The organism is Paramaledivibacter caminithermalis DSM 15212, assembly GCF_900142245.1.
Lineage (GTDB): Bacteria > Bacillota > Clostridia > Peptostreptococcales > Caminicellaceae > Paramaledivibacter > Paramaledivibacter caminithermalis.
Map to the genome: position 1 here is coordinate 12149 of NZ_FRAG01000034.1, position 24584 is coordinate 36732.

The window sequence follows — 24584 nt, forward strand, 5'->3', positions numbered from 1 at the left end:
ATCAGCTCCCTATGTCATTGTAGGTACTGTTTATTTCTATTGCTCTACCAGGACCCATTGGACCGTGATTTCTTACAGGCGGTAGAAGGTATTTACGCCATAGGTTATACCAATTCATTGCTATTTGTACATAATAGTCTAAAGGAATTATTGGTTCATTCCTTAATGAGCTGCCTGCTGAAGCACAGAAGCTAGTCATTTTCGGAGTTATTCCATGATACATTAAGTATTCAAAGCCATCAGTGGTGGATTGTATAGCTTCTTCCATAGTACTAAAACCATACGCCTTGCTATATTCTACTCCTGCTACAAAATTTGTTATTACATTTCCCTCACCAAATATATCCACTGCTTTTTTTAAAAGTTCAACCCATTTGTCATGACCTACAAGTTTACTCTTTCCAGGACATACTTTATGAAATATTTGTTTATCCCACACTTCTATATTGCACTGATACACATCTAATCCAGCTTCCTTAAGCTTCCATAAATCATCTTCATTTTGAGCTGTACAGGTTACACTTACTGGATATCTCCCACCCACTTCAGCCTTTAATTTCTTGATATAATGACTATATATATCGGCCTCTATGGACTTACCATTCTTTAGCATTGTTCCACCAGTCAATCCATATACAAGCGTTCTAGAACCCTCTATCTGTTCATTTTCTAGTATTTCTTTAACAACTGGTACTACATATTCAAGCTTTGCAAGGGGATCAATATTCAGTTTGTTGCTATCGGTACGGAACTTCAAATTTGTGTTTATGTCACAATACTTACATATGTCGTTTTTATTAAAAGAACATACTCTTACTACACTTATCGCTATTTTATAGCCCCAGTGTACCAAGGCTACAACATCCTTATATTTTATTCCATCTTTAAACTGTTTATTATGGTATTTAGGACGCTTACAAAACTCAACTTCTGCAATTTCTCTTTCTTTAAATAAAAGTTTAAAACCCTTCTGGTCATATGTTATTTTATATGGTGAAATAGCTGAATATCTAGTTTCTACTATCGTAGGAAGAATTTTATTTTTACTACTTGATATTCTAATTTCTGCAGGTATATTTTTAACCACCATCTCCCCCGTGTTAGCTCTATCATAATTACTGGCAAACAAGTTATAATTTTTTAGAAGATATCCATCAACATGTTCAAATACCTCAGGAGCAAAGCTTACCCCCAACCTCAACATATCTTCCTTAACAATAGCTCCATTAGGTACATTTTCATATTTCTTAAAATAATCAAATATATTATGTGTCATCTCTATCCCCCCTTTTATAATGTAGCTTTAACCTTTTATATTAAATCTTACTATTTTATAACGAGCATTAATCAGTCGTACTAATATGGAAGGTCTTGGCTATTGTCATCTCCAAAGGCTTCCAACCTACAGTCCTTTATTTTTTCCCAAAGCTCAGGATAGTACTTTTTAGAACGACTTAGGTGAAATGGATTGACAATTGGACACATCCAACAAGTTGTTCTCTGAAACCCTTTATAATAGACTGGATTTATAGGTAACGACTGAGTAAACATATATATCCATATATCAAAGCTTGTCCATTCAGCTATTGGATGTATCCAAAGCTGATGCTGATATCCCGATATAAAGTTTACCTTAGGATGCCTTCTTCTAAAGTCATTTTCATACCATCTGCTGCCTTCACATGCAATAAAATCATCACCCTTGTATATTTCCTTAGTACCTATATTTTTGAGTTCTTTCTTAAAGTCAATTCTACACCAAGGGTCCTTTGCTGATAATACTTTTCTAGAGTTCAATGCTTCTATTATTCTGTTTCCATCAGATTGATAAAAATAATAGTTGAAATTTTCATCAGCTTCAATATTTTTTTTAAATTCCAGCATAAACTCAAGATCATCTGGAAATTCAGCACCAGGAGCCACAGTTAATACATTAGCTTCTATTCCAAGTCTGCTAAACAAAGAATACATTACCATGCTTTCCTTACCACCACTAAAGTATATTAGTGGTTTAGTTTTAAAAAGACTACATTGTTCCTTTATAAAAGCAGAACTATTTTTAAATAAAATTTCCTGACGCTTTTTGTTTGCAATTATAGTTTTTTGTATGGTCTTATCATTAAATACAATCCATTCTTCATCCCTAATCTCCTTAAATGTTGTTAGAAGTTGATATTTCCAATTTGATTCCTCTATAGAACTGAAGACTATTTTCATTATAATTCTATCTTTATAAGCTATTTCCCAGAAAAAAACATTGTTCTCAACTCCATTATTAGCAAGTAAGAATATATCCTTTGGCAGCTGTATATCAAACTTTTCTTTAAGTACCTTTACTATAAATTCTCTTTCTTCATCAAGGCAGATCCATGGATCACAAGGTGGCGCAAAAACTATCTTGCTCAAATCCCCACCACAAAGTCCACATTTATCTCCAGAAACATATACTTTGCACTCATTGCACCATCCTATAATGTTCCAATTAGAAAGTAAGGTTAACTTTTTATCTCCTTGATACTTTTGGTATACTTCAGTTATATATTTAATTTCTTTATTATGCTTTTTTGCAAGCTCCTCAAAAGTGCTAAAGCCATTCATTAACTTTAATATCTTGTATTCTTCATTACTTAGCGCCACTACATTCCCTAAATGACCTGTCAAAGTCATAGTTTCAGCATCTAAACGATTTAGCCTCCCTATTAATATTGGTTTTTCCTTATGAAAATTCACCTTACCAACCCCCTTATTTATTTTCTTTTTTGAGTACCCCTATTCTATGAGAGAGTTTATTGTCCCTCCCATAATAAATTCTATATCTCTGTTCTTCATCTTTAAACGAGAAAACATCTCATTGTAAAGACTATATGTTTCCTTTATAGAGTAAGTAGGAAAATCTGAACCAAAAATAATTCTTTTTTCACTAGCAAGCTCTCTAATTACAAATTCTATATCCTTTATTACCGAACTCCCGCTATAACGTATAATAATATTTGATAATTCTAAATATATGTTATCGTTATTTTTTACCGCAGCATAGCTATCAAGAATATGATGACCTCCCATATGAGCAATAACTATGTTAGTACTTGGATACCTCATTGCTAATTCATCAATAAGCAATGGTATAGTTTCCTGTATAGGAACTCTACCTTTAGAAGGCAGACAATCGAAATATACAGGTACATTATATTCTCCTGCAAGCTCTACAAGCTCCTCAACTCTTTTATCCTTTATAGATACACCATGATATCTAGGGTGAATCTTAAGACCCTTAAAGCCAAGCTTTTCTACACAGTAGCGAAATTTTACCAAATGGTTTTGTGGTAATCCTCCATCAAATTCTGCCCAACAAAAACCAAACAATTTATCCGAATATTTTTTGCATAATTCAATAATCATTTCGTTACTCTGCTGAAAGTTATTGGGCATTATCAATGCTTTTTGAATATTTAATTCATCCATTTCATAAAAGAGAAGCTCCAGCGATTTTTCAAGCTTTTCTATATTCGTAAAATCCCCATCAACATGTACATGACCATCAATCCGTATTATCTTCATAACCTCACTTTCCATTAATACATTTCTAAAGTTCCATTTTTCTTTGAATATATTTCTAAAAATCTAAAAAATATAAAACCTATTGTCAAATACAAGAAACCTATACATAGCTCTTCTAAAATTAAAGATGAAATGTCGGAAAAAACTCCACCCCCTATTATAATTCTTATAGCCTGTACTCCCCTTGTAAGAGGTAAGCTATAGGATATACCTCTGAGAATCAGGGGTAATCTTGATAGTGGATAATTAATTCCACAAAAAACCAAAAGAAGCGAATAAGCAAGATTAGATAGCAGGTTTATTTCTCTCATTGCTAATCCCATGCTACCAATTACCATGCCAAGTCCTGAAGTTGAAAAAATCGTAATAAAAAGGGTTAAAATCAAAAGAAAAAAATTTGTATTTTCAAAGTTTATACCTAAAAAAATAAAGCCAAAAGTAAAGCCAATAGCTATACTAAAAAATCCATCTAGTATATGCATCAAACCACGACTTATAAATATCCTTATTCTAGAAGCAGGCGTTCCTAAAAGCTGTATTAGTGTTCCTTCTGTTCTTTCCGAAGCAATAGTCATAGCAATTCCATATATTGAGCTAAGTGCAGAAATCTGTACAGCATTTCCCACAACAAAATAGGTGCTTTGTAAATCACGTGCATAAAACCTTCCTAAATAAGTAAAAAACAATATTTGAAACATGGGACTTACTATTTTAGTCAATATATACACTTGGGGGACCAACCATGCAAATAATGCTTTATAAGAATATTGGGCACCTCTTAGAAAAAAGGCAATCCTTTCAATGATACTAACTTTGATCTCTTTGTTATTGAAGATATTTTTATATTCCATCAATACACCCCCAAAGTAGCTTCTTTTTTAGCTTTTTTTTCTACAATAAGAAAAAGCTTTGCAGATATCAGTAAATATACTATAGTCAATAATACAATCATCAATATATGAAATAAAAATCTCTGATAATCAACAATACCCATAACTGCCATACGAAGCCCCTCTATTCCCCAAGTAAGACTCAATACATATGAGAATGGTCTAGTCCATAGCGGAAGGATAGTTATTGGAAACATAATGCCACAAAGTAAAAATATAGGATTTTCCATTAAGTTCATTAATCCTCTAGCTGCACGGGAAATTGTAAATAAAGTACAAATAATCATTCCTAATGAAGATAATGAAATAATGTTTAATAGCAAAACTATAATAAACCAAAAAAGATTTGTTATTGATAGCCTCCCATCAAAAAATATCAATGCAGTAAGGAAAGAAAGCGTCATAGATATAATTCCAGCAAATCCATTTGCCAACGATTTCCCTCCAATGATATACCATAGAGGCGTAGGACAACCTACAATCATCTCTAAGGTTCCCCAACGTCTTTCTCTATCAATATCCCCTCCTGAAGAAAAAAGTATAGAACTCCATGTTCCCATCATACCTGCTCCTAAAATAGCAGCCATCGTATAGGTTTCACGGATTTCAATATCCATAATAAACAAAGTCATTATTAAAAATAAGATTGGCTGTATGATAACAACAAAAATCCACATAGTACTTGTTACTCTCATCATCAATTGAACCTTAGCAATACTCAAGAGCTTATTCATTGTTCCCACCTACCAGTTTAATATATGCATCCTCTAGGGTTGGTTTTCTATTTTTTATTTCCTTTACTTCTACGTCCCGTAAAATATCCATAATTCTATTTATAATGTTCTCAGTTTCCTTTAAATACAATTGTATTATTTGACTCTGTTCCACTGTTTTTACCATAAGGTTATTCACAAAATCCAATTTCCTTATTTGGTTAATTCTTTCTTGATTAATTCCAAACACTTCAATTTCTAATACAGTTTCATTATCAACCAATTTTTTAAGGTCATCTGGTTTTCCATTTGCAATTATTTTTCCATTCTTTATCACTGCAATTTCCTTACATAGTAAATCTGCCTCAAACATATAGTGGGTAGTGAGTAATACCGTTTTTTCCAACTCAAGTAGTTTTCTAATAATTCTTCTTAAATCCTTAGCTCCTACTGGATCAAGTCCTAAAGTAGGTTCATCTAAAAAAATAACCTTGGGATCATTTATAAGAGCTTTTCCAATATGAATTCGCTGCTTCATTCCCTTAGAATAATTTTCAACTCTTTCATCTGCCCTTTTATCCATACTTATAAGCTTGAGTATTTCATTGATTCTTTTGTCTGCAATATCTCTAGGTATATTATATAAATCAGCAAAATATCTTAAGTTATCTCTACCAGTAAGTCTCCAATATAAGCCTCTATCTCCACCAAAGGTAAAATTTATAATGTTTCTAATTTTTTTAGAATCCTTGACTATATCGTATCCCATAATATTTGCACTTCCCTCACTAGGAAGCAGCAAGGTAGTGAGCATCTTTATAGTTGTTGTTTTTCCAGCACCATTAGGTCCTAAAAGCCCAAATAATTCACCCTTTTCTATTTGAAATGATATGTTATCTACTGCAGTAAATTCTTTTTTTAGCTTTCCAAATACATTTTTCTTTTTATACCTTCGTACCAAATTATCAACATCAACTGCAATCATTTTACACCTCCGCATAGAAAATTATTATAATTCTTCATAGTTTTTCATATCTGTTGGATTTTCATCTATAACTTTTTATAGATTATACGTATTTAATATCCAATGCTTCTACAGCTTCAGAGGCTATTTTATAAGCTTCTTTAGGGCTATCTCCCACAGCAGTTACAAAGCCTAATCGTGTAAAAAACTTCTCAGGTGGAAGGCGTAAAGCTCCCAATCTATGCTTAAAATACAATTCTTCTACTCCTGAAATATTAGAGATTTTTTTCAAATCAGGATATTCAAGAATTTCAGCTCCATCTTTAGGAATAATAAATTTTATGGCTGAACCCTTAGTTAATTTTTTATCAATGTCAACAGCTCTTATTTCCCCAATTGCTACCTTAATAGCTTCCTTTGCTACATCAATTCCTGTGGCAAGCTTTATTAGATAAGGTATTTTATCTCCTCCAAGCCTAGCCCCTATTTCAACAATTGCAGGTCCTTTAGGAGTTAGTCTTATCTCTGTATGTGTGACTCCAATATTAATTCCCAATGCCTTTATACCATTTTCAGCAGTTTTTAATATTTGTCCTTCCAATTTTTCTGGCAATATCGCTGGAAAAGAATGTCCTATCTCTTCGAAATAAGGCTCAGCACAGGTATATTTTTGTGTTATCCCAAAATGTGTCACATTTCCATTACAAACTATGGATTCAACACTTACTTCATTTCCTTCCAAATATTCCTCAATCAAAAAAGAAGAAACATCTTCAAATTGTATACCCCTAATTTTTTCAAGAATTTGTGGAATTTGACTCTTATGTTCTATCTTTATTACTCCAACACTTGCCATTCCAGCAGTAGGCTTTATAACTACTGGAAGTTCAAATTCCTCTAATTTTTTAGCAAGCTCATCAACCATATTTATTTCTACAAATTTAGGAGTAAGCAAATTATTAAGCTTAAAGCTCTGTCGCATAAGGCTCTTATTCCTAGCTTTTAAAGCTGTCCCTGGACTTATAAAAGGGAGCTCCAGCATTTGTGCCAGCTGAGAAGTACTTATTATAGAAGGCTCATCATAGGTTAATATACCATCTAAATACTTTAAATCAATACATCTGCTGAGCTTTTGATATGCATCTACAGGATTTTTAGTATCAGCAAAAACAATTTTTTTACAAAGTTCATGTTCCCATAATACTTGTTTACTTGTTATAAGAATAATATTGACCCCCATATTTACTGCCGCCTCCATAATATAGCGACGATAGAATTGTGAGCCACTTTCTACTATAAGTAAATTTTTATTCACAAACATTCCCCCTTCGTATAATAAGCTTAGTAATAAATTTTTATCTATTGACTTGGATATTGTACTTTATGACTCATTAAAAGCTTGAATACATTTACTGACGCTTTTTGTTCTCAATTCTCCCTCTTTTCAAAGCAAAAAATATGTATAAATTAAAGTCTTTACTTAACTTAAATCCCTATAAAACAATTAAATCTGAAAACTTATTTTCTCATCTGCTCTTTTTAGCAAATCCGTAACTCCCCGTAAGCTATTTCCTGTAGCAAAAATATATCCCAATGATATTTTGTAGTTTTTAGGAGGCAGTATGATTTTATATCCTGGTTTAACTCTTATACTGATATCTTCAATCCCATCCCACATACAAACTTCTTCAACATTATTAATAGCTTTAATTATTCCTTCCTTATATCTATAAATAATCCTTACTCCAGCACACATTAATTTATGTTTAGATATTTGAGGTTTTATTCCTAGAGCGATGTTCATATACTGCTCATACATATTTACCCCTACTGCCTTCTCTACTGCATCAGGAATACTACCTCCTCCAAGACGGCATGCTGCCTCCAGAACCTTATATCCCCTTGACGTACATCTCATTTCCAGATGTGCAGCTCCATTTTGTATTCCTAATGCTTTTAAAGCTTTTTTTGTTATCTCAAAAATTTCTTTTTCTTCTTCTTGAGAATTCTCAAAATTAATAACATAGTCTAAGTCAAAAAAATATGGTCCTTCTAAAGGTGTAGGTTTATCATTTATTGCAAGTGGAAATACTTCCCCATCGTATACTAAAGCTTCTACCGACAATTCCTTTCCATCTAAATATTCCTCTACTAAAAGAACTGTACTTTTATTCATCCTATACGTATGCTCAATTATCTCATTATATATCTTTTCAAGATATTTTTTAGATTTATTCCTTACTCTTTTGACTCCATAGCTTCCCCAGCTTGCAATTGGCTTTACAATAAAGGAATTATCCATCTTTAAAGCAGCTCTTATAAATTCATCTTTTGTGTGAACTTGAAAACCTTCAGCTACTGGAACTCCATGGTTTATAAAGCATTTTTTCATTTCAAACTTATTCCGACAATTCCGTGATACTTCTTCAGATACCCCAGGAAATCCTAAAGCATCAAAAATTACTCCTGCAACCTCAACATAAGGTTCAGCAATAATCATTGCTCCATCAATACCATATAAAGATTCAAGCTCCATAGCGCTCTTTAATGTATCAAGCTTATTAAAAGTATCAATAATTCTATAATCACAAATGAAATCGTTTTCCCATGTAGGTGTTTTATTTGTAAGAAGATATATATTGTTTTTTGCTCCCACATGTTTAAAGATATTTTTTTTGTAGGTGCCTGTTCCTAAAAATAAAATATTTTTTCTCAAGAGAATCAATCCCTTCAAATCAATTTAGGTGCAAATTATTAAATGAGATTTTTCATAATTTTGTTTTGTTATTATCAAGCAAAATAGACCTAGCTTTTCTAGCTTTCACTTATAAAATCATAATACTCTTTATCCTTGCACTCTTTCAAAATACCCTCAGTTTCTAGAAGTAATATTGCTGCTAGATCAATATCCCGAAGATTATCTCCATAAATTATTCGATTAAGACTCCATGTGTTAGAATTTCCCCAAAGAAGTTGTTGAGCGTCTGGAACTATTCGTGCATCAAGGAAAGTATAAATATTTAAGGAGGATAGATAGCTACATAAAACCTTTAAAGCATTACCCACTATTTTATACTTGTGTAGAAATACCTTGGATTGGGGTTCTAAAATACCATAGAAATTCTTTACTGCCCCAGTAAATCCTACAGTAGTGTGAAGCTTCAATACTGGAAGATTAATAATCAAGTCATAGGCTGACAAATCAAAATATTTAATAGAATAACCATTATTTAACAATGAAGTTGTCAGCGGAAGATTGAATCTTGTCGAAAACAAGTTTTCTGCTTTATACCCAAATGGAAAAGAATAAATTTTATTAATTCTATTAAAAAAAAAGTCTATATATTTTTCAATATATTGTTTAACTTTATTATATTCCTCTATTTCCTCTTCAAAAGTAGCAGTATTTCGAAGTCTTCTATGAAAATTTCTAACATCCTCTGCCTTAGTTTTCATGTCGATATATTCTTTTTCAAACACCATGCACTGGTCTGGACAAGGAGAATCTGCAACTGTAATATCCCTTGCACCACCCTCATATAACAACTTAATAATCGTATCTATTACTAAAAAATCAGTTGTATAAGGATATCCTTCCAATGAAACAAAATTTGGCTTTATAAGAATCTTATTTTTATGATTCAACGGTATACTTTTTACAAATTCTCTTAAAGCTTCTTCCATATGATTTTTATTTAAAATTTTATAAGTCTTTTGCATTTTTACCACCTTATACCTTCAACTGATTAATATTTACTATCAAGTAAATATATTTGTATTTTTTTATATTATAACATATGTTGTATTTTGTGTTCAAATTTCATTTTATTTAACTTAGTGTAAAATTATTGTAGAAAAAATGAAAAGAGAATAGCTTCTTATGTTATGATGTAAGTGTACAAGCAACACATCAAAACATATGAAAGAAGCTATTATCATGAATAATATTATTACAGAAAATTATGACAAAAATCATTAAAGATAACAATAAAAATATGGAAAAATTAATTTAACAGCTCTTACAAGTAAAAATTTTTCGAGATAAAAATGTTGGAAAATAGCTATGAAAGGATAAAATAGAAAAAGAATAAATTATTTTTTCGGGAATAGGGTTAGTAATAGAAATAAAAAAAACAAAATGATAAGAACAGAAAAAAGAAAATTAATAAGAACAAAAACATTTAAGGACTTACTGAAGGTTATAAAAAGTTGTTTCAAAGATCTATTACCAAAGCTTAATAATGTAAAGGATAATAGATACACACTCTATATTACATATGAAACAGGGGAACTGTTGTATAGGATGCTGATAGCTAAAATACTGACAGTAGATATGATGAGAGATGTAACAAGTAAGTTTAATATAAAAGAATGTATAGAAAACTTTACAAAAATATTAGAAAATGAGAATTTAAAGAAATTGCCTCATCATTATACAATAAATGCTTTTTTTAATACTAGAAACAAGTGAATTAGAGAAGATAAGAAAATATATGATAAAGCAGCTACTAAAAAGGAGAAGGTTTGAAGGACATAGATTCTTTAAAAAATGGTTAATCATGTTTGATGGAACAGGTCTATATTATTATAAAAAAAGCATTGTGAGCATTGCTTGACATCAACGTATAACAATAAAGAAACAAGGAAAAAACAAACAAGATACTATCACAAAGTACTAGAAGCAAAGCTGGTAGTAGGGGAATTTATTTTTAGAAATTCCACCTAATTTTTCGTATTTGCAACGTTGCTAAACTGGACTCCTAAAGCTATATTTCCTAGTCTATACTTACCCCCAGTGAAATAATGTGATGCCAATTGGCTATATATGTCAAGCGAAATGTCAGACTGCGTAAAAATTATTTTTATTGAGAATCTATATACAATATATTGTAGTTTTTTTGTAATCAAGCCTTCTTTATATAGTATATAGATTTTATTACACTACCGTTTTCACGCAGTCTGACGTCCCCTTGTCATATTAGATTGTACCTATTGTTCAGAATCTTTATAAATAACTTCTATCTTTTCTTTTGGAATATATACATATTCTTCGCCACCATCCCATGTAACTTTTAATTTAATGGGGTTTTTAACTTTATTTATCAAATTTTCCTCAGATAGCCCTTTATTAAGCCATGTAGTTAACCCAATTACTAAACCTTTATTATCTTTATTATCTATAATAATGTTCTCTTCACTGTTACTACCAAAGCTTGTTCTTGTTCTTACAGCTAATAATTCTAGTACGTTTTCATCAATAAAAGAAGTGACCATAACATTTTTATAGGTATTATTATTTATTGATTCTATGTCTATATTATATCGTAATGATATTTTATTTTCGTACTTCATAATATCATTTAATATAATTTTTGCCTTATAATTAAAATTTTCGCTATTTGTACAATCTTTGAATGATTGATTTTCTGGTATTTTTGCATCTAATTCAATAGATGGCTTATCTATCTCATTGGTTTCATTTGAACACTTTATAAATATTAGAGAAATTATAAATATAATCACAATAATTAGCAAATATCTCTTTTTCACTATAATCATCACCTAACTTTATATAAAAATTCTGTAGAAAAGGTAATAATATTATTCAATAAGAATTTTTAGTTGCTTTTTAAAGTGAACTAATTTCTTAAGTTCTTATAAAATACTATTATCCTTTGAGATAATTATATCAGATAAAATTATTGAATAGTAGTGTGTGTATAAGCATCTACATAATCATCTAAGTTCCATTTATAAATTTCATTTGTCTTATCCATAATCCAATTATCATCATAATGATCCTTTTTATCAACTCTAAGAGTATCATCTAAATAATCAACTGATCCAGTATGTGTTTTACCATCAGAACCTTTAAATGAAGCAAAACTATGGCCGTACCATTCTCTCTTTTCTATGTCAACCTTAGAACGCCATGAATAATTAGTATAAACTTGACCAAGTTTGCTTATATATGCATAAGAGTGCATTGCTTTAGCACTACCAAGAGATGAAATAATAACTTCCTGCCAATCAAGTCCAAAAACAATTAATGCTACATCTTTTACAATATTCTGTACAGTTCCTATAAAATAACCAGCCGCTGATAATCCAATAGATAAAATAGTGCTTAAGACACTACTACTTTCTTCATCACCATCATAAACAGTACCACTTGTCCATCCACTAGTTTCTTTTACTCTTAATGCTCCTTCACCAGGATCTACTCCATAGGGAGTTATTTCTATTTCCCTTTTAACATCTTCTGGTGTCTTTACTTCATATTTTTTTACATTATTCTCAGTATATGGAATTGAAATAGCATTTTTAGCTGTAGGGTATCCAGTATCTGCAAAAGCAATTGTCATTGTATTAAAAACCAACATAATCACAGTCAATGTGCATATCAATTTTTTACTCATCATATGTAATCCCTCCATAAATTTTTTTGTACTTTCCTACAGAATTTTTATTTCATCAGTTTATACTACAAAAACATACTTTTTAAAATTGCTAGACTGTCCCCCTTTCTTATTTCTTCATAGTCAGTTGCAGAACTCTACAACTATTGAAGAAACTATATTTTTTTAACGCTTTCAAAAAGGATTTCCCCCACTTAATGTAGAATTTTTAATATATCAGGAAATTGCATAATACGTTTAAATAATTTTAGGTACAAAATGTAGTAGAGAGAGTCAGGAAAGCTGGCTACATATTGAAAGAATAGTAAAAGAATAGGATCAGGCTAAACTTTAAACTTTTAGAATTTCCCCAAAGAAGTTGTTGAGCGTCTGGAACTATTCGTGCATCAAGGAAAGTATAAATATTTAAGGAGGATAGATAGCTACATAAAACCTTTAAAGCATTACCTACTATTTTATACTTGTGTAGAAATACCTTGGATTGGGGTTCTAAAATACCATAGAAATTCTTTACTGCCCCAGTAAATCCTACAGTAGTGTGAAGCTTCAATACTGGAAGATTAATAATCAAGTCATAGGCTGCCAAATCAAAATATTTAATAGAATAACCATTATTTGACAATGAAGTTGTCAGCGGAAGATTGAATCTTGTCGAAAACAAGTTTTCTGCTTTATACCCAAATGGAAAAGAATAAATTTTATTAATTCTATTTTAAAAAAAGTCTATAGAGAATTTTTTTTTAAATAAAAATAAAATTATTTTTGAATTTTATGAAATAAATTTAGAAGATTTTAAAATGTAAAACAAGAATGAATAATTTTACTCTTTAATCTTGTTAAGTTTATAAAGCATATTGACATAGCTACAATTTTGTGCAAAAATAAAATTGTAATGTAATTATATGTATGTCTATTGTGTTTTATAGATACACTTTAGATGCAATTTTAGGATAGATAGGTGTAAAATATAACCGTTAGTTTATCCACAGAAAAATAATACTTAATGGGATAGCATAAAAAATATTCAAACAAAAAAAGACATGACAAAACAAAGGTTAAACTAACCTTTTCAAAAATTGATATTTGATTTGAGTATTTGAAACTAGGCAATTAAAGATTTAATATCAAGTGGATTATAGAAATTTAAGTAAAGACTTTAATTTATACATGTCCAAAATGCCCAGAAGCATTGCATATTTGTACATGTATAAATTAAGTTTTACTATGTAAATTTTATATCATAGGTTTTAGTTTTAAATATGAGTATAAAATGTTTTTAAGAATAAAAGCATTAAGTATAGATTCTATAGAAAAATATCTATCTCTACCAAAGTGGGAATAATACTTTTGATAAAAAGAAAAGGAACAAAATCTCTAATATCAATAAATTCTTCTAATAAAGTAGGCAAATTGTCGTGATTTTGATTGTAAAATTTATCAAAATCTTTAGAAGTATGGCAAGAAGTTAATTGCTTAGCTAAAATTGGCATAAGCTTCTCCTTTCTTTTTTATAAGTTTTGAGTTATACAAAATTTGTTATTATATAATATACAAAAAATGGGGGAAACTTAGCCATTTCAATAGATTAAAAGTCAGTATTTATGCAAGTTGTAGAGTTCTGCAACAAGCTATTTATTAGAATGTATTGGGGGGAAGTTAAGATGAGTACAAAATATGTTGTTATGATTCAGTGTGATATTGCCCATAAAAGATGCAGTGGTTTTGCATGTACAAAGGCTTTCTATGAGAAAGAAAAAATGTTTAAAAACTATGAATGTGATGTAAAGTACATCTCCTTCACCTGTGGAGGATGTTGTGGAAAGGGTATCGCAGCAAAGTTAGAACACTTTGGTAAAAAATCTAGAAAAGCTTATGGTATAAATAAAGATGATGTGGTTATCCATTTATCTTCTTGTATGGTAACTGACAATCACCACTATGACCGATGTCCTCATGTTGACTATATTAAAAGCATCATACTAAAAAAAGGCTATAAAAATATAGTTGAGAAAACCTATGTAAGTAAAAATGCTAATAGAAAAAGAGAAGAAGGGATATATAACTGCTATTAGGCTATAAGCGATAGCTTTTCAGTTAAAGCATCTTTTAATAAATCTAAAATTAAGCTGATAGATTCAAAGAATTTAATATCTTCCAATTCATCACAACAAATTTATAGAACCTTGATTGCTTTAATAATGTACCAATTTTGTATTTTTTAAAGAAACTATCTATAATAGTTTTAACTCTTTTATCATCACCCACTGGTATTGCATAAAAAATGGTTCAACCACGAATTTTGCGATAAAGCATATACTGACCTTGTTGAGAACAAGTATCCAGAAAAATCATACATACATTTTCCATAAAATTGGAAACACAAATTTAGTTTTCTATGATATATTAACCTAGATATATTTATTATTCCTACTAAGCATAATTATAGAAATAAAAGTAGTTAAAGGTATACTAGCAACCTTGAGAAATAGAGATTTTAAGCACATTGAAATTCGTATTTTACTCTAATTTGCCAATTATCTTGATTACGATATCCATAGAAACAGCTTTAATGCCATTTCTTACATCTTCAGGTAAGCTCTTTAAGTAAGAGATTACATCTTCCTTTGTTCTACCAGAGAAAACAGCAACCACACTACCTGTTTCCTGATTATAGATAATAGTATCATAATTGTGTCCTTTATTTAAAAGCGATATCATCAATGCCTAAAAATCTTAATGGCTCAGGTTTACATCCTGCAAGATATGCTTTGGCTTTGGCATAATGATTATAGATTCTTTGGCATGTAGCTCCACTATTACCAATAATATTACTAACATTTTTGACTGTGTTTTTATGGGTCAGTGTAAAAATATAGTTTTCATAGGTAGTGGTGTAACGCCCATATTTTCTGATGAAAGAAAAGGATTCATCAAAAGGGTGCTTTGGATTACAGCTACACACATAGCGCTTTTTCTCAAGAGCGATAACTATATCCATTCCCCAAATTAGCAAACGCTTATATGCCTGAAACTTTTTATCATGCACGGTATATGTGATACGACCACAATCTAGACATATAGCAATATTAAATACAGATGTTGCAAATACTTTAAATATGCCATTATTCACATTGGAATAAACTACCTTTATTCCTTGTAATCCGATTAAATTTCGGATAAAATCATAATTGATAGTCATCCGATACACCTCCCTATTTAATTTTGTTAGCACATTTGATGATAAGGGATGTATCGGATTTTTTGTACCCTTTTTACTAGCAAATTGGTAATGTAATTTATGGTAACTTTATTAAATCACAAAATTCACGGTTGAACAAAAATAAAGGTAAAATCTTGAATTTTCTGAAATGAATTCAGATGATTTTAAAGATGTAAACAAGAATGAATGTAAGCGTCAAATACTATTTGAACATACATATATCTTGAATAACTTAATGTCATAACAAATATCCAAGCTTTTTTATGCCTGCCGTTAACTTTTATTGTTCCTATATATCCAAAATCAACTTGAGCTTCTTCTCCTAGAAGATAAGTTAGTACCATGTAGGCTTTAGGTGGGTTTTTCTTTATTTTAGCGACATATTTTTTTACAGTATCATAGCTTCCTTCATATCCATATTCTATTTGTAAATCTTGAAAAATGCGTTTTGCTGAAAGTTGTTTAGAAGCTTGAATATTTATGTATTCTTTATATGGATCAAGTATTGAAGGATATTCTTTTCTTTCTACACAACCATGTTTTTCAAGTTTTTCTAATACAGTTCTTACTGTTTTTCTGTCTATTTTTAACATTTTAGCTATTTGAGTTTTGTTATATCCTTTTTTGAATAAGGTATCTATTGCAGTATGCATTTCACCCCCCAACATGTATATTTCATCTCCCTTTGTAATCTTTATTTTATTAAACTGCAAAGGGGTATTTTTTTCTATATAGGTGGGGAATTTTCTTTCCCTTTTTTTTGGTAATTTTATTTTGCCACTAACAGTTAGATCAAAGAGTTGTAAAAAGAAAATTAAATCTAAAGAAAGCGCATTTAGAAAATAGGTTAGAAGCAAGACTCAAACACTATGCTAAATATAAACTTCTAATAATAGACGAGATAGGTTATTTGCCTATTTCTAAAGAAGAAGCAAATATGTTTTTCCAGCTAATAAATAAAAGATACGAAAAATCTAGCACAATAATTACTACTAACAAGGAGTTTAGTAAATGGCATGAGATATTTGGAGATATAACTATTGCTAACGCAATACTAGATAGGTTATTACATCATTCTACAGTTGAAAAAATAACAGGTAAATCTTACAGAGTTAAAGACAAAATATTTACTGATAATTCCAAAAAATAATTAGTCAAAAGTGTTAAAAGTTATATTTGCAAATATGTTAAAAATTATATTGACATTAACATAAGGGAAATGTTCCATAGGTAAAAATAATAAATTTTACTAACCTATGGCATACTTTCCCCATTATAAAAAATTATTACCAAAATTATACGATTTTATGTATATAATTATAAAATTTTGCTAATAATATAAATAACTCAATAAATTACATATCTAATCTCTTATACATACATCTTGTCAGCTAGAAGAATACTTTCCTTTAGACACACATTATATGACAGACTCACTAAGAAAAGATTTCAGCCAATTTTTCGTATTTGCAACGTTGCTAAACTGAACTCCTAAAGCTGTACTTCCTAGTCGGTACTTACACCCAGTGAAATAATGTGATGACGATTGACTATATATGTCAAACGAAACGTCCCCTTGTCATAAAAATTGTTACATTTTTTCATGCTTACCTCCATAAATTATGTTAGCTGAATATAATAGGCAGCAGTTACAGTATATGCAGTAATTTGCATAAACCTATTCCCTCATAACCTTCCCTTAGAAAATCATTTGCCACAGGACGTGGTAGCTATGCACGTGATTTTATATAACGTTTTGTATTTGCGACTTCTCTGAACTAGACCATCAAAGCCTTTCTCCTTAGAGGTGCTTGCACCCGATTAAGAAATGTGATGCATCTGAACGACTCCAAAAACATGCTTCCGTACACCCTTGCGCTAAATGCTTTGTTAAGTGAAGTTATTTTTATATACCTTTTACCCAAATAAAAAAGACCACATAAATATTTATACTCTGTGGTCAAGAATCCATTTAGCTATGTCAAATATATCACTTTTATTCTCAGCTATAGATAATCCTAAATTAATCAATTCTTCTTGTGCATACGATAAATTAACATTATTTATTCTTAATAGTAATAACATTACTGATACTCCTATTCTCTTATTACCATCTATAAATGCATGATTATTAATTAATGAATAGGTTATTGCTGAAATCTTTTCTATATCAGTTTTGTATAAATCCTTACCATCAAAGCTTGCTATTCCTCTACTTAATGCGCTTTCTATCAAACCAATATCTCTTATCCCTAAACTTCCTCCAGTAGCACTAATTATCTTTTCATGATAAAGCACTACATTTTCTAGAGATATTAGCTTCATTTGCCTAACTCCTCTAATGCTTCTTTGTTATTTTCTATGATATCATCCATAATCTTTTCAAGTTTTTTTTGTTCCTTTTGCGATAAAAACATAACGAAATCAATTACTTCTTTTTGACTGTCTATTGGCAATTTATTAAAATTATCAAGTAACTCTTTTGCTAATGACATTTTAATTCACTCCTTATGGACTTTATCTATTACTAATATTATATCATATTCTTACTAAAGTGATTCTTTCAATAAAAATAATTTTACTTAACGTTTTCGTGTTTGCGAAGTTCATCAACCTTAGTTAGCTCTTAACTTAGGTTGATGAATTTGGGTGAAATGACAAATGTTAATTTTTTATATTTTTACATATTCCATCTATTTACTTTAATTTTTTCCATGTTTAGAGTTTAATCAAAAGTGACATTTTCTAAAATTAATCTTAAGGTGACATTATCACAAATTAACAACAAAGGAGTAATTACAGTATTGTAAAACAATTTAAATCATGTTATAATTTCATTGAAGAAAAAACTAAATATTAACTAGGGGAGCCTATATCGATAGGCTGAGAAAGAGATGTTATCTCTGACCCTCATAACCTGATGTGGTTAATCCCACCGTAGGGAAGTGTGTTATAGTAAGTATCTTTATATCATATTTTTTTATACTTATCACAAATTCTCTAGGATTTGTGATTTTTTAATACATACTATTTCTAAAGACTCTAACCGAAACAGCAGTCTCAATGTCTTTGAATTTTTATTACTTACTATATATATTTCTAATAATGTTATGAGGGAAGCAGATAATCTGCTTCCCTTTTCTATTTAATTTAAAATTTAAGTTGATGTATAACTTTAATCTTTAAATACACTTTTTTCAACAAGTCCATAAATTGTTCAAGTTTAACATCAACTTAAATTTTCAACTTTAACCACATAATTAATGAAAGGAGGGATAATATGTTAGTTAACGGTAAAAAAATGAGCTTTGAAAATATTACAATCCTTCAGCTGCTAAATGAGTTAAATCTTGATATGAATAAAGTAGTTGTAGAAGTAAATCTTGAGATAATTTCAAAGGAAAACTATTGTAATTTCGTACTAAACAAAGAAGATCGAATTGAAATAATTAGCTTAGTGGGTGGTGGTTAAAATGGAAGTCTTCTTAAATGAAAAGAGTATTGTTGTAAATAAAGGTTCTACAGCTTTTTCTATAAAAAGAAGCTTTAAACCTGATGCCGATATCGTAATTCATAATGGATTTATAATAAGCAAGGATATTCTTCTTAAAGAACATGATAGAGTAACACTTATCAAAAGAGGTGAAATCCCCTCTAAAGACGAGCTTGAAGCTCTTATGTCTTCACGTCATACACCAGGAGTCCATGAAAAAATAAAAAAAGCAAGAGTTGGAATTGCAGGACTTGGAGGATTAGGGTCAAATGTTACAGTTTCACTAGCTAGAATTGGTATAGGTTATCTAAAGCTTGTGGATTTTGATGTGGTTGAACCTAGCAATTTAAATAGGCAGCAGTACTTTATAAAACATTTAGGAATGAAAAAAAGCGAGGCTATAAAGGATTTAATTTCTCAGGTAAATCCCTTTGTAAAAATAGAAACAAAGGACATCTATATTGATAAAAACAATATAGAAGAGCTTTTTAACAATGTAGACATTATAGTTGAAGCCTTTGATAACCCCAAGGCTAAGGCTGAACTTATAAACACAGTGCTAAAGAAAATGCCTGAAAAAAAAGTTGTAGCAGCTTCTGGAATGGCAGGATATTTCTCAAATAATACTATTGTGACAAGAAAGCTTAGAGATAATTTTTATCTAATAGGAGATGGTATATCCGAAGCAAAGCCTGGCTGTGGTCTTATGGCTCCGAGGGTTTCAATTGCTGCTAATCATCAGGCTAATACAGTTTTAAGAATAATAATGGGAGAAAAGGATGTGTAAGCAAATGGATAAATTAGTCATAGGTGGAATAGAGCTTGACAGCAGGCTCTTTATAGGTACAGGAAAATTCCCCAACAAAAAAGTTATACCTAATGTAATTAAAAGCTCTAAAGCTAAAGTAATTACTATGGCTCTTAGAAGAGTAGATTTAAACTCTAAAGAAGAAAATATCCTAGATTACATTCCTAAGGACTGTATTTTGCTTCCTAATACTTCCGGAGCAAGAAATGCTGAGGAAGCCGTTAGAATAGCAAGACTTGCAAAGGCTATGGGATGTGGAAACTGGATAAAAATTGAGGTTATTTCAGATAACAAATATCTTCTTCCAGATAACTTTGAAACTATTAAAGCAACAGAGATTTTAGCAAAGGAAGGCTTTATTGTGCTTCCATATATGAGTCCAGATTTAATGGCTGCAAAAAGCTTAGTAAGTGCAGGTGCAGCTGCTGTTATGCCCTTAGGTGCTCCAATAGGTACAAACAAGGGGCTTCAAACTCGAGAATTAATTAGAATACTAATAGATGAAATTGACCTTCCAATCATTGTTGATGCAGGTATTGGCAAACCTTCTCATGCTGCAGAGGCTATGGAAATAGGAGCAGCAGCTGTTTTAGTCAATACAGCAATAGCTACTGCTGGTGACCCTGTAAAAATGGGTAAAGCCTTTAGCTTAAGCGTTAAAGCTGGAAGAATGGCTTATATTTCAAAGTTTGGTCCAGAAAAAAACTATGCCCAAGCCTCTTCACCATTAACCGGATTCTTGAATATGTAAAGGTGGTATAATATGTCTTTTTATAATGAATACCTTAAATTAAGAAATTTTGATTTCACGAATTTTTTTAGAAAAACAACTAAATCAGATGTACTGAAAGTAATTAATAAAGGGAGCTTAGACAAATACGATTTTTTGACACTTTTATCTCATGCTGCTCAAAGCTTGCTTGAAGAAATGGCTCAAAAGTCTCATAGACTCACAGTTCAAAACTTTGGCAAAACAATGCTTCTATACACCCCCATGTATATAGCTAATCATTGCGTCAATAAATGCTCCTATTGCGGTTTCAATGTTACTAATAACATAATAAGAAAAAAACTGACATTAGAGGAAATAGAGGAAGAAGCCAAGGTCATTTCTTCAACAGGTTTAAGACATATTTTAATCTTGACTGGTGAATCAAATAAGGAAACTCCTGTTTCATATATAGTTGATGCAATAAAGGTTATACGAAAGTATTTTGATGCTATTTCAATTGAAATTTATCCATTAACTGAAAATGAATATAAAAAAGTTGTAGATGCTGGAGCTGAATCTCTCACAATATATCAAGAAGTATATGATGAAAAAATTTATGACAAGGTCCATATTGCTGGTCCCAAGAAAAATTATAAATTCAGGCTGGATGCACCAGAAAGGGGCTGCAAAGCAAAAATGAGAGGTATAAATATTGGCTCACTTCTAGGTCTGAATGATTGGAGAAAGGAAGCTTTTTTTACTGGGCTTCATGCTGAGTACCTTCAAAATAAATATTCTGATACTGAGATTAGCGTATCTCTACCAAGGCTAAGACCTCATGCGGGCTCCTTTAATGACATCTACACAGTAAATGATAAGGATTTAGTCCAGATAATGCTTGCAATAAGGCTTTTTCTTCCTAGAATCGGTATAAACATATCTACTAGGGAAAATCAATATCTTAGGGATAACCTTATTCCTCTAGGCGTTACAAAGATGTCGGCAGGAGTATCAACTGAAGTTGGAGGTCATTCTTCTAAGACAAAAAGTGACAGCCAATTTGAAATCTCTGACAAACGAAGTGTAGAAGAAATAAGAAGGGTATTATTAGCTAGAGGATATCAGCCAGTATTTAAGGACTGGATGCATATATAGTGAGGTGTTCAAATAAATGAAAATTTATAGACTAATAGATGCTAATATCAATAGAGTTTCTGAGGGACTAAGAATTCTAGAGGATATTGCAAGGTTTGTATTGGAAAATAAAGCTTTATCTAAAGACATAAGAGAAATGCGACATATTGTTAGGAAGTCCTTTACAAACCATAGCTTGCTAATCTTTCGTGATTCACAAAATGATATTGGGCTAAATATTTCTCAAAACAGCAGGCTTGATGCTAAAAAAGCTGTCTCAGATTTAATTAGTGCCAATTTCAAAAGGGTTCAAGAAGGTTTAAGGAGCATAGAAGAAGCCTTGAAGATACTTGGATATTTTAATGAATCTAAAATATATGAAGCTTTAAGATTTAAGTCATATGACCTAGAAAAGAAATTCTCCATAAGAAAAACTTTACCTGATACTGATATATACGGAATTTTAGGAGAAGAATTCTCTGCCGGCAAAAGCAATATTGAAATAACTAAGGAAATGATTAAAGCTAACATTAAAATTATTCAATATAGAGAAAAGAATAAAAGTAAATGCGATAAACTAAAGGATTGTCAGGCTATAAGAAAAATCACTAGTGTTAATGATGTAATCTTTATTGTTAATGATGATATCGATATTGCTTTAGCTGTGAAGGCAGACGGTATTCATATAGGTCAAAAGGATATGCCTATTGAAATTGTTAAAAACATCGCATCAGATATGATAATAGGTCTATCAACTCATAATCAAAAACAAGCATTAGAAGCTGTGGAAAAAGGTGCTGATTATATAGGTGTAGGTCCTATATTCAATACTTCTACCAAAAAAAATTTAGAAAAGTGCGATGGTCTTTCATTTTTAAAATGGGTTTCTGAAAATATATCTATTCCCTTTGTTGCAATTGGAGGAATAAAGGAATCAAATATAGCTACAGTCAAAAAACATGGTGGCAAATATTTTGCAATGATTTCCGAGCTTGTAGGCTCAGAAAATATTGTTAAAAAAATCAATTTAATCCGAAAAAAGCTTTATTAATTAAACTAAATGGCTTTAAACTTAGTTTTTAGGCAATAAATTTATACTGTCTTTACTATCTTTGACCCTAAAGTAAGCCTATAGCTTCTTAGCCATCAGCTATCAGCCATAAGCCATTAACTATTAATCATCAACCAACAAAATAAATTTTAAGAACGTGAAACTTATGTTTCAATACTTATTACTAATACAGAAAGGAAGATTATTTATGAATTATACAACTCAAATGGATGCTGCGAGAAAAGGCATCATAACTAAAGAAATGAAAATAGTAGCTGAAAAAGAAGGCTTAGATGTAATTATATTACAGCAAAAATTAGCTGAAGGAAAAATCGTAATTCCAGCAAATAAAAATCACAAATCCTTAAGCCCCGAGGGAGTAGGTGAAGGACTAAGAACAAAAATAAATGTTAATCTTGGCATTTCAAAGGACTGTTGTGATGTTGATAAAGAGCTAAAAAAAGCAAAAGCTGCCCTTGATTTCAATGTAGAAGCAATTATGGACCTTAGCTCCTATGGAAAAACTGAAGAATTCAGAACAAAGCTTGTTGATATGTCTCCTGCAATGATTGGAACCGTGCCAATCTATGATGCAGTAGGCTTCTATGATAAAGAACTTAAGGACATCACTGCTGAAGAATTCCTAGAGGTTGCACGTAAACATGCTGAAAATGGTGTGGATTTTATGACAATTCATGCAGGAATTAATAGAAAAACAGCTGAAGTTTTCAAGAGAAATAAAAGGCTTAATCACATAGTTTCAAGGGGAGGTTCACTACTTTATGCTTGGATGGAATTAAATAATAGGGAAAATCCATTCTTTGAGTATTATGACCAGCTCCTTGATATCTGTGAAAAGTACGATGTAACCCTCAGCCTTGGTGACGCTTGTCGTCCTGGAAGTATAAATGATTCAACGGATGCAAGCCAAATAAAAGAATTGATTGTCCTAGGTGAATTAACAAAAAGAGCTTGGGAAAGAAATGTTCAAGTAATGATTGAAGGTCCTGGTCATATGGCTATAAACGAAATAGCTGCAAATATGGTTATTGAAAAAAAGCTTTGTCATGGTGCTCCATTTTATGTATTGGGTCCTATTGTTACAGATATAGCTCCTGGTTATGATCATATTACAAGTGCCATAGGTGGAGCTATCGCAGCATCCAACGGTGCTGATTTCTTATGCTACGTTACACCTGCTGAACATTTAAGATTGCCTGATCTTGAGGATATGAAGGAAGGTATTATTGCCACAAAAATTGCTGCTCATGCTGCCGATATAGCTAAAAATGTACCTGGTTCAAAAAAATGGGATTATGAAATGAGCAAAGCAAGACAAAAGCTTGACTGGGAAAAAATGTTTAGTCTTGCCATTGACCCTGAAAAGGCTAGAAAATATAGGAAAGAATCCCTGCCTGAGCATGAAGACAGCTGTACAATGTGTGGTAAAATGTGTTCAATGAGAAATATGAATAAAGTAATGGAAGGAAAAAACATCAATATATTGAGAGAGGACGACTAATGTGCTTTATCTCATAACCAATAGAAAATTAGTAAAGTCTGGTAATTTTTATAATGTGATTCTAGAATCATTAAGGGGAGGAACCGATGCTATTATACTT

General features: G+C 30.8%; 26 protein-coding genes, 1 pseudogene and 1 riboswitch. Of the genes and pseudogenes, 9 read left to right on the forward strand and 18 right to left on the reverse strand.

The window, feature by feature from the left end; all coding sequences use genetic code 11:
* Position 1: 1 nt before the first annotated feature.
* From BUB36_RS12440 to BUB36_RS12480, 9 genes are all read right to left on the reverse strand, one after another.
* Positions 2-1276, reverse strand: coding sequence for a radical SAM protein (locus BUB36_RS12440; RefSeq protein WP_073150696.1), 1275 nt, complete (start codon positions 1274-1276; stop codon positions 2-4).
* An 80-nt stretch (positions 1277-1356) separates the two neighbouring features.
* Complete coding sequence (locus BUB36_RS12445; RefSeq protein ID WP_073150699.1) at positions 1357-2730, reverse strand: phosphoadenosine phosphosulfate reductase domain-containing protein; 1374 nt, start codon at positions 2728-2730, stop codon at positions 1357-1359.
* A 39-nt stretch (positions 2731-2769) separates the two neighbouring features.
* On the reverse strand, positions 2770-3573 hold the full coding sequence (locus BUB36_RS12450) for an amidohydrolase family protein (RefSeq protein ID WP_073150702.1): 804 nt from the start codon (positions 3571-3573) through the stop codon (positions 2770-2772).
* Positions 3573-4409: an ABC transporter permease gene (locus BUB36_RS12455; protein WP_073150705.1), complete on the reverse strand. Its 837-nt coding sequence runs from the start codon at positions 4407-4409 to the stop codon at positions 3573-3575. The genes BUB36_RS12450 and BUB36_RS12455 overlap by 1 nt, the downstream gene beginning before the upstream one ends.
* The gene (locus BUB36_RS12460) at positions 4409-5182 is read right to left on the reverse strand and encodes an ABC transporter permease (RefSeq protein WP_073150708.1); all 774 of its coding nucleotides are present in this window, start codon (positions 5180-5182) and stop codon (positions 4409-4411) included. The genes BUB36_RS12455 and BUB36_RS12460 overlap by 1 nt, the downstream gene beginning before the upstream one ends.
* Complete coding sequence (locus BUB36_RS12465) at positions 5175-6146, reverse strand: ABC transporter ATP-binding protein (RefSeq protein ID WP_073150710.1); 972 nt, start codon at positions 6144-6146, stop codon at positions 5175-5177. The genes BUB36_RS12460 and BUB36_RS12465 overlap by 8 nt, the downstream gene beginning before the upstream one ends.
* 82 nt (positions 6147-6228) lie before the next feature.
* A complete protein-coding gene (locus tag BUB36_RS12470) occupies positions 6229-7440 on the reverse strand; it encodes an ATP-grasp domain-containing protein (RefSeq protein ID WP_073150713.1) in 1212 nt (403 codons plus the stop codon).
* 189 nt (positions 7441-7629) lie between these two features.
* A complete protein-coding gene (locus tag BUB36_RS12475) occupies positions 7630-8841 on the reverse strand; it encodes an ATP-grasp domain-containing protein (RefSeq protein ID WP_073150716.1) in 1212 nt (403 codons plus the stop codon).
* 98 nt (positions 8842-8939) lie between these two features.
* Positions 8940-9845 (reverse strand): DUF362 domain-containing protein, encoded by a 906-nt coding sequence (locus BUB36_RS12480; RefSeq protein WP_073150719.1) that lies wholly within the window; start codon positions 9843-9845, stop codon positions 8940-8942.
* A gap of 418 nt (positions 9846-10263) precedes the next feature.
* Between BUB36_RS12480 and BUB36_RS12485 the strand changes: the two genes are divergently transcribed.
* A complete protein-coding gene (locus tag BUB36_RS12485; RefSeq protein ID WP_073150722.1) occupies positions 10264-10596 on the forward strand; it encodes a hypothetical protein in 333 nt (110 codons plus the stop codon).
* A 518-nt stretch (positions 10597-11114) separates the two neighbouring features.
* Here BUB36_RS12485 and BUB36_RS12490 read toward each other — a convergent pair.
* From BUB36_RS12490 to BUB36_RS12505, 4 genes are all read right to left on the reverse strand, one after another.
* A complete protein-coding gene (locus BUB36_RS12490) occupies positions 11115-11675 on the reverse strand; it encodes a hypothetical protein (RefSeq protein WP_073150725.1) in 561 nt (186 codons plus the stop codon).
* Positions 11676-11824: 149 nt separating this feature from the next.
* On the reverse strand, positions 11825-12547 hold the full coding sequence (locus BUB36_RS12495; RefSeq protein ID WP_073150729.1) for a hypothetical protein: 723 nt from the start codon (positions 12545-12547) through the stop codon (positions 11825-11827).
* A gap of 283 nt (positions 12548-12830) precedes the next feature.
* On the reverse strand, positions 12831-13166 hold the full coding sequence (locus tag BUB36_RS12500; protein WP_165613085.1) for a DUF362 domain-containing protein: 336 nt from the start codon (positions 13164-13166) through the stop codon (positions 12831-12833).
* A gap of 682 nt (positions 13167-13848) precedes the next feature.
* Positions 13849-14034, reverse strand: coding sequence for a hypothetical protein (locus tag BUB36_RS12505; RefSeq protein ID WP_073150735.1), 186 nt, complete (start codon positions 14032-14034; stop codon positions 13849-13851).
* Between the two features lie 171 nt (positions 14035-14205).
* Here BUB36_RS12505 and BUB36_RS12510 point away from each other — a divergent pair, with 171 nt between their 5' ends.
* Complete coding sequence (locus BUB36_RS12510; RefSeq protein WP_073150738.1) at positions 14206-14616, forward strand: CGGC domain-containing protein; 411 nt, start codon at positions 14206-14208, stop codon at positions 14614-14616.
* A 445-nt stretch (positions 14617-15061) separates the two neighbouring features.
* Here BUB36_RS12510 and BUB36_RS12515 read toward each other — a convergent pair whose 3' ends face one another.
* The 3 genes from BUB36_RS12515 to BUB36_RS12525 all read right to left on the reverse strand — a co-directional run bounded on the left by BUB36_RS12515 (position 15062) and on the right by BUB36_RS12525 (position 16417).
* Positions 15062-15262 (reverse strand): transposase, encoded by a 201-nt coding sequence (locus tag BUB36_RS12515; RefSeq protein ID WP_073150740.1) that lies wholly within the window; start codon positions 15260-15262, stop codon positions 15062-15064.
* Complete coding sequence (locus BUB36_RS12520) at positions 15243-15743, reverse strand: helix-turn-helix domain-containing protein (protein WP_073150743.1); 501 nt, start codon at positions 15741-15743, stop codon at positions 15243-15245. The genes BUB36_RS12515 and BUB36_RS12520 overlap by 20 nt, the downstream gene beginning before the upstream one ends.
* A 185-nt stretch (positions 15744-15928) precedes the next feature.
* Positions 15929-16417 (reverse strand): hypothetical protein, encoded by a 489-nt coding sequence (locus tag BUB36_RS12525; RefSeq protein WP_408633784.1) that lies wholly within the window; start codon positions 16415-16417, stop codon positions 15929-15931.
* 176 nt (positions 16418-16593) lie between these two features.
* Between BUB36_RS12525 and BUB36_RS12530 the strand changes: the two are divergent.
* Positions 16594-16914 (forward strand): annotated as a pseudogene (locus BUB36_RS12530) (ATP-binding protein); the annotation flags it as partial.
* Positions 16915-17711: 797 nt separating this feature from the next.
* On the opposite strand, the gene BUB36_RS12535 reads toward BUB36_RS12530, so the two are convergent.
* Entirely contained in the window at positions 17712-18089 is a 378-nt protein-coding gene (locus tag BUB36_RS12535; protein ID WP_073150747.1) for a type II toxin-antitoxin system death-on-curing family toxin, read from the reverse strand.
* The gene (locus tag BUB36_RS19295; protein WP_073150749.1) at positions 18086-18259 is read right to left on the reverse strand and encodes a DUF2281 domain-containing protein; all 174 of its coding nucleotides are present in this window, start codon (positions 18257-18259) and stop codon (positions 18086-18088) included. The genes BUB36_RS12535 and BUB36_RS19295 overlap by 4 nt, the downstream gene beginning before the upstream one ends.
* A gap of 357 nt (positions 18260-18616) precedes the next feature.
* Positions 18617-18725: riboswitch (TPP riboswitch) on the forward strand.
* Between the two features lie 319 nt (positions 18726-19044).
* Between BUB36_RS19295 and thiS the strand changes: the two genes are divergently transcribed.
* The 6 genes from thiS to thiC all read left to right on the forward strand — a co-directional run bounded on the left by thiS (position 19045) and on the right by thiC (position 24484).
* Positions 19045-19236, forward strand: a complete 192-nt coding sequence (gene thiS, locus BUB36_RS12545; RefSeq protein WP_073150751.1) for a sulfur carrier protein ThiS — start codon at positions 19045-19047, stop codon at positions 19234-19236.
* A 1-nt stretch (position 19237) separates the two neighbouring features.
* Entirely contained in the window at positions 19238-20044 is an 807-nt protein-coding gene (gene thiF / locus BUB36_RS12550) for a sulfur carrier protein ThiS adenylyltransferase ThiF (RefSeq protein WP_073150753.1), read from the forward strand.
* 4 nt (positions 20045-20048) lie between these two features.
* Complete coding sequence (locus tag BUB36_RS12555) at positions 20049-20816, forward strand: thiazole synthase (protein WP_073150765.1); 768 nt, start codon at positions 20049-20051, stop codon at positions 20814-20816.
* Between the two features lie 12 nt (positions 20817-20828).
* Positions 20829-21932 carry a 2-iminoacetate synthase ThiH gene (gene thiH, locus BUB36_RS12560; protein WP_073150756.1) on the forward strand — a complete coding sequence of 368 codons (1104 nt, stop codon included), beginning with the start codon at positions 20829-20831 and terminating at the stop codon, positions 21930-21932.
* 16 nt (positions 21933-21948) lie between these two features.
* Positions 21949-22962, forward strand: a complete 1014-nt coding sequence (gene thiE / locus BUB36_RS20535) for a thiamine phosphate synthase (RefSeq protein WP_084112024.1) — start codon at positions 21949-21951, stop codon at positions 22960-22962.
* 208 nt (positions 22963-23170) lie between these two features.
* Positions 23171-24484 (forward strand): phosphomethylpyrimidine synthase ThiC, encoded by a 1314-nt coding sequence (gene thiC / locus BUB36_RS12570; RefSeq protein WP_073150759.1) that lies wholly within the window; start codon positions 23171-23173, stop codon positions 24482-24484.
* Positions 24485-24584: the final 100 nt, after the last annotated feature.

Excerpts from the sequence above, each read along its gene's own strand:
- BUB36_RS12535 (WP_073150747.1), bottom strand. The coding sequence starts at position 18,089 with ATGAAGCTAATATCTCTAGAAAATGTAGTGCTTTATCATGAAAAGATA.
- thiC (WP_073150759.1), top strand. The coding sequence starts at position 23,171 with ATGAATTATACAACTCAAATGGATGCTGCGAGAAAAGGCATCATAACT.
- BUB36_RS12440 (WP_073150696.1), bottom strand. The coding sequence starts at position 1,276 with ATGACACATAATATATTTGATTATTTTAAGAAATATGAAAATGTACCT.
- BUB36_RS12505 (WP_073150735.1), bottom strand. The coding sequence starts at position 14,034 with ATGCCAATTTTAGCTAAGCAATTAACTTCTTGCCATACTTCTAAAGAT.
- BUB36_RS12515 (WP_073150740.1), bottom strand. The coding sequence starts at position 15,262 with ATGATATCGCTTTTAAATAAAGGACACAATTATGATACTATTATCTAT.
- BUB36_RS12520 (WP_073150743.1), bottom strand. The coding sequence starts at position 15,743 with ATGACTATCAATTATGATTTTATCCGAAATTTAATCGGATTACAAGGA.
- BUB36_RS12465 (WP_073150710.1), bottom strand. The coding sequence starts at position 6,146 with ATGATTGCAGTTGATGTTGATAATTTGGTACGAAGGTATAAAAAGAAA.
- BUB36_RS12450 (WP_073150702.1), bottom strand. The coding sequence starts at position 3,573 with ATGGAAAGTGAGGTTATGAAGATAATACGGATTGATGGTCATGTACAT.
- BUB36_RS12525 (WP_408633784.1), bottom strand. The coding sequence starts at position 16,417 with ATGCATACTGCAATAGATACCTTATTCAAAAAAGGATATAACAAAACT.
- BUB36_RS12460 (WP_073150708.1), bottom strand. The coding sequence starts at position 5,182 with ATGAATAAGCTCTTGAGTATTGCTAAGGTTCAATTGATGATGAGAGTA.
- BUB36_RS12480 (WP_073150719.1), bottom strand. The coding sequence starts at position 9,845 with ATGCAAAAGACTTATAAAATTTTAAATAAAAATCATATGGAAGAAGCT.
- BUB36_RS12510 (WP_073150738.1), top strand. The coding sequence starts at position 14,206 with ATGAGTACAAAATATGTTGTTATGATTCAGTGTGATATTGCCCATAAA.
- BUB36_RS12455 (WP_073150705.1), bottom strand. The coding sequence starts at position 4,409 with ATGGAATATAAAAATATCTTCAATAACAAAGAGATCAAAGTTAGTATC.
- thiS (WP_073150751.1), top strand. The coding sequence starts at position 19,045 with ATGTTAGTTAACGGTAAAAAAATGAGCTTTGAAAATATTACAATCCTT.
- BUB36_RS12555 (WP_073150765.1), top strand. The coding sequence starts at position 20,049 with ATGGATAAATTAGTCATAGGTGGAATAGAGCTTGACAGCAGGCTCTTT.
- thiH (WP_073150756.1), top strand. The coding sequence starts at position 20,829 with ATGTCTTTTTATAATGAATACCTTAAATTAAGAAATTTTGATTTCACG.
- BUB36_RS12495 (WP_073150729.1), bottom strand. The coding sequence starts at position 12,547 with ATGATGAGTAAAAAATTGATATGCACATTGACTGTGATTATGTTGGTT.
- BUB36_RS12485 (WP_073150722.1), top strand. The coding sequence starts at position 10,264 with ATGATAAGAACAGAAAAAAGAAAATTAATAAGAACAAAAACATTTAAG.
- thiE (WP_084112024.1), top strand. The coding sequence starts at position 21,949 with ATGAAAATTTATAGACTAATAGATGCTAATATCAATAGAGTTTCTGAG.
- BUB36_RS19295 (WP_073150749.1), bottom strand. The coding sequence starts at position 18,259 with ATGTCATTAGCAAAAGAGTTACTTGATAATTTTAATAAATTGCCAATA.
- thiF (WP_073150753.1), top strand. The coding sequence starts at position 19,238 with ATGGAAGTCTTCTTAAATGAAAAGAGTATTGTTGTAAATAAAGGTTCT.